General features: G+C 66.4%; 3 protein-coding genes and 1 pseudogene. 1 reads left to right on the top strand and 3 read right to left on the bottom strand.

All coding sequences use genetic code 11. The features are described 5' to 3' along the window. Nucleotides 1-319 precede the first annotated feature (319 nt). Nucleotides 320-1,309 (top strand): TRAP transporter substrate-binding protein, encoded by a 990-nt coding sequence (locus tag ACN6PJ_RS31175; protein WP_427999495.1) that lies wholly within the window; start codon nucleotides 320-322, stop codon nucleotides 1,307-1,309. A gap of 39 nt (nucleotides 1,310-1,348) precedes the next feature. Here ACN6PJ_RS31175 and ACN6PJ_RS31170 read toward each other — a convergent pair whose 3' ends face one another. The 3 genes and pseudogenes from ACN6PJ_RS31170 to ACN6PJ_RS31160 form a co-directional block, all read right to left on the bottom strand. Further along, nucleotides 1,349-1,792, bottom strand: a complete 444-nt coding sequence (locus ACN6PJ_RS31170; protein ID WP_427999494.1) for a MaoC family dehydratase — start codon at nucleotides 1,790-1,792, stop codon at nucleotides 1,349-1,351. A gap of 83 nt (nucleotides 1,793-1,875) precedes the next feature. Then, the gene (boxA, locus tag ACN6PJ_RS31165) at nucleotides 1,876-3,099 is read right to left on the bottom strand and encodes a benzoyl-CoA 2,3-epoxidase subunit BoxA (RefSeq protein ID WP_427999493.1); all 1,224 of its coding nucleotides are present in this window, start codon (nucleotides 3,097-3,099) and stop codon (nucleotides 1,876-1,878) included. 54 nt (nucleotides 3,100-3,153) lie between these two features. After that, nucleotides 3,154-3,902, bottom strand: a pseudogene (locus ACN6PJ_RS31160) (benzoyl-CoA 2,3-epoxidase subunit BoxB); the annotation flags it as partial.

Genomic DNA, 3,902 nt, shown 5'->3' with positions numbered 1-3,902 from the left:
CGCCACCTGGTGAACCTGGAAGTGGTCAACACCTACGAAGGCACCCACGACGTGCACGCCCTGATCCTGGGCCGCGCGCAGACCGGCATCCAGGCGTTCTATTGATCGTCCGCCGATCCCGGCAGTAGGCAAAGCCGCCCCGAGGGGCGGCTTTTCATTGCCTGGCGCCAGCCCTGCTTCGCGCATTGCCGTAAGCCCGGATAGCGGCGGCCTTGCGCAGGCCGTACGCTTTGCGGCATCGGCCAGGCACAGGCCCGGGCGCCCGCGCGCCGTCCCGAGTGCCCGACCCCGGCTTATCCCAACCGACCAGGAGTCGCGCATGCAAGGCAACCCATCCCTCCGCCTGATGGCGGGCATCGCCCTCGCATTCATGGCGCATGGCGCCTATGCCGCCACCACCTTGACAATGGCCACCGAATACCCGGCCACCTCCATGCCCGGCCAAGGCGTATCCACCTTCGCCGAGCTGGTCCGCGCGAAGACTGCCGGCGCCGTGCTCATCGACGCCAGCTACGACGCCGCCAAGGGCATCAAGTCCGGCGACATGATCGACGCCGTGGAGGCCCGCAAGGTGGACGCGGGCGATGCATTCGCCGGCGCCCTGGCCACGAAGTACCCCTTGTTCGGCGTGTCCTCCCTGCCCTTCCTCGCGGACTCGCTGTCCAAGGCCCGCAACCTGAACAAGGCCGCCCGGCCGGCCTATGAAAAACTGCTGGCGGCGCATGGGCAGAAACTGCTCTACACCACGCCGTGGCCGGCGTCCGGCATCTGGTCCAGGCAGAAGATCGACAGCGTCGCGGCCTTGAAGACCCTGAACATCCGCACCTATGACGCCACCTCGCAGAGCGTGATGCAGAAAGCGGGCGCCCAGGCGCGGAACATTTCCTTTGCCGACGCCATGCCGCTGATCGCCAAGGGCGAGGTGAACGCCGTGCTGTCGTCCGGCGACGGCGGCGCGGGCCGCAAGCTGTGGGAACACTTGCCCAACTTCGCCGAGATCAATTACGCCATGCCCATCTCGATCGCGACAATGAACCTGCAGGCCTATCGGGCCCTGGACGCGCGCACGCGCCGCGCCATCGACCAGGCGGCGGCGCAGACCGAAACCGAGCAATGGAAGCGGATCGACGGCCGGCTGCAGCAGAACTACGCCAACATGCGCAAGAATGGCGTTGCGATCAACACCGCCGTGCCCCTGCCGGTGCGAAAAGCGCTGAAGGACGCGGCGTCGGACTCGGTGGCCGCGTGGAAGGCCGCAGCCGGCCCCGATGCCGACGCCATCCTGAAGCAGGCGGGCAAGCAGCGCTAGGCCGCCCCGGCGGTCTCCGGGGGCAGGCGCCCCTGCGCCCTAGTTCTCGCCGGAAAGATCGAAAAGGCTGGTCGCGTCCAGTTCCAGCACGCCTTCGTCGTGCTGGTTGTAGACCGTCCAGGCCCACGTGATGATGCCCAGGTCGGGGCGCGACGAGGATGTGCGCACGCCCTGCACCCGCGCCTCCAGGCGCAACGTATCGCCGGGGCGCACGGGGGTGCGCCAGCGCACTTCGCCCAGGCCGGGAGAACCGAAGGATTCGGAATCGTGAAGCGCCGCCTCCACGGCCATGCGCATGGCCAGCGCGCAGGTGTGCCAGCCGCTGGCGATGAGCCCGCCCCACCGGCCCTCGGAGGCGCGCTGGGGATCGGTGTGGAACCATTGGGGATCGTACTTGCGTGCAAACTCCAGGATCTCCGCTTCCGTCACGGTGACCGGACCGGCCTTGATGAGCATGCCGTCTTTGAAATCGGCGAACTTCATATTGTGGATTTCCCCCCGCAAATGCGATCGGCGCGCCACCGCGCGCCGACCGTCGCTCATGTTTCCGGATCGGATGTTCCGGATCAATAGGTCTCGAAGTGCAGGCGCCCTTCGCGGCGCAGCGCATCATGCAGGATAGACCAATCCTGGCCCGATTGCACCGTCACGTCGCGCAATGCGTCCAGCACGCCCGTTTCCATGCCCTTCAGGCCGCAGACATAGATACAGGTATTGCGGTCCGCCAGCAATTCGAGCACCTTGGCGGCGCGGTCCCGGATCAGGTCCTGGACATAGCGCTTGGGCTGGCCCGCCTCGCGCGACAGCGCCAGGTTGATGTCGATGAAATCGGGGGGAAGTTTCATCAATGGGCCGAAATACGGCAGTTCGCGCTCGGTGCGCGCGCCGAAGAACAGCATGAGCTTGCCGTTCTCGCCGGATTCGATGCGCCGGCGGCAACGCTCCGTCATGGCGCGCATGGGCGCCGATCCGGTTCCCGTGCAGATCATGATGAGGTTGGCCCCGGGATGGTTGGGCATCAGGAACGTATGGCCGAACGGTCCGATCACCTGCACCTTGTCGTTCTTGACCAGATCGCACAAGTAGTTCGAACACACGCCATGGGCGGCCGCGCCGGCGTGGTCCTCGGTAACCCGCTTGACCGTCAGGGAAAGGTTGTTGTAGCCGGCCCGCTCGCCATCGCGGGGGCTGGCCAGCGAATATTGGCGCGCATGGTGCGGCCGGCCCTGGGCGTCCAGGCCGGGCGGCAGGATGCCGATGGACTGCCCCTCCAGCACGGGAAAGGGCAATTCTCCGAAATCCAGGACGATATGGTGGATGTCGCTGTCCGTATCGGTTCCCGTGACCCGGTAATTGCCGACAACGGTGGCCGTCATGGGCGTCTTGTGCGTATACAGGTTGACGTAGGGATGGGCTGCGGACCAGGGCGGCACCGCCGCGCCCGGCGCCGCGGCGGCGGGCTGCGGCGCGGCGGGCTCGGCCACGGCCGCCTCCGCCCCGGCCGCTACGGGCGGCGCCTGCTCCTGGGGCAGCTCCTCCCAGCCCAGTTGATCGTGCACGGAATGGGCCTCGGCGCGCGCCACCAGCCGCCAATTGTCGATGGCGCCCGTGGGACACGGAGGCACGCAGGCCATGCAGCCGTTGCAGATATCCGGATCCACGACGTAATTGTTGGCGTCGTGGGTGATCGCGTCGATCGGACAGGTTTCTTCGCAGGTGTTGCAGCGGATGCAGATCTCGGGATCGATGACATGCTGCTTCAGGACTTCTGCTGGTAAGGGAGCGTTCATCGCGGTCTTCCCCATGCTCCGGTAGGCGGCCGCCCGCGCGGCCGCCGCCCCGCCTTAGTTGAAACGGACGTACTCGAAATTCACCGGCTGGCGGTTGATGCCCATGACGGGCGGCGCGATCCAGTTGGCGAACTTGCCCGGCTCGGTCACACGCCCCATCAGCGACGCGACGAAGGCGCGGTCCTCGGGCGTGGGCAGCCACTTGTGACGGTTGGCCTGCCACTGCGATTCGGAAAGAATGTCGCCCTCCGGAGACATCCTGATGCCCGCCAGGGTGCCGATCTGGCGGTTGAATGCCTTGTGCGGCACTTGCAGCCGGAACGGGATGCCGCTTTTTTCGATGACCTTGTTCCAGCGCCCGATGCCGGCGACCGAGTCGCGGATGAAGTCGTCGCGCAGGACTTCGTTCAAGGCGTTCAGCATCGGCACCTCGGCCTCGCCCAGCCTGCCGTTTTCCACCGTCAGCACGCGGTAGGTGTCGTTCTTCAACTGGTGGTCGTCCGTGCGCTTGCCTTCTTCGTAGCGCCCCTTCAGGCCCGAGCTGTAGAAGATGGCCGCGTTGGAGGATTGGTCCGCGCCGAACAGGTCGATGGTGACGCTGTAGTGGAAATTCAGGTAGCGCTGGATGGTGGGCAGGTCGATCACGCCGGCCGCGCGCACGCTTTCCGGATCGTCGGTCTTCAGCTGGTTCATGACTTCGCAGGTGCGCTGGATGACGCGCGAGATGCCCGATTCGCCCACGAACATGTGGTGCGCCTCTTCGGTCAGCATGAACTTGGTGGTGCGCGCCAGCGGGTCGAAGC

This window comes from Achromobacter sp., from assembly GCF_050285585.1.
Taxonomy (GTDB): domain Bacteria; phylum Pseudomonadota; class Gammaproteobacteria; order Burkholderiales; family Burkholderiaceae_B; genus Achromobacter.
Note: the sequence above shows the minus strand (reverse complement) of the source record. Positions and strands in the feature narration are given on the sequence as shown.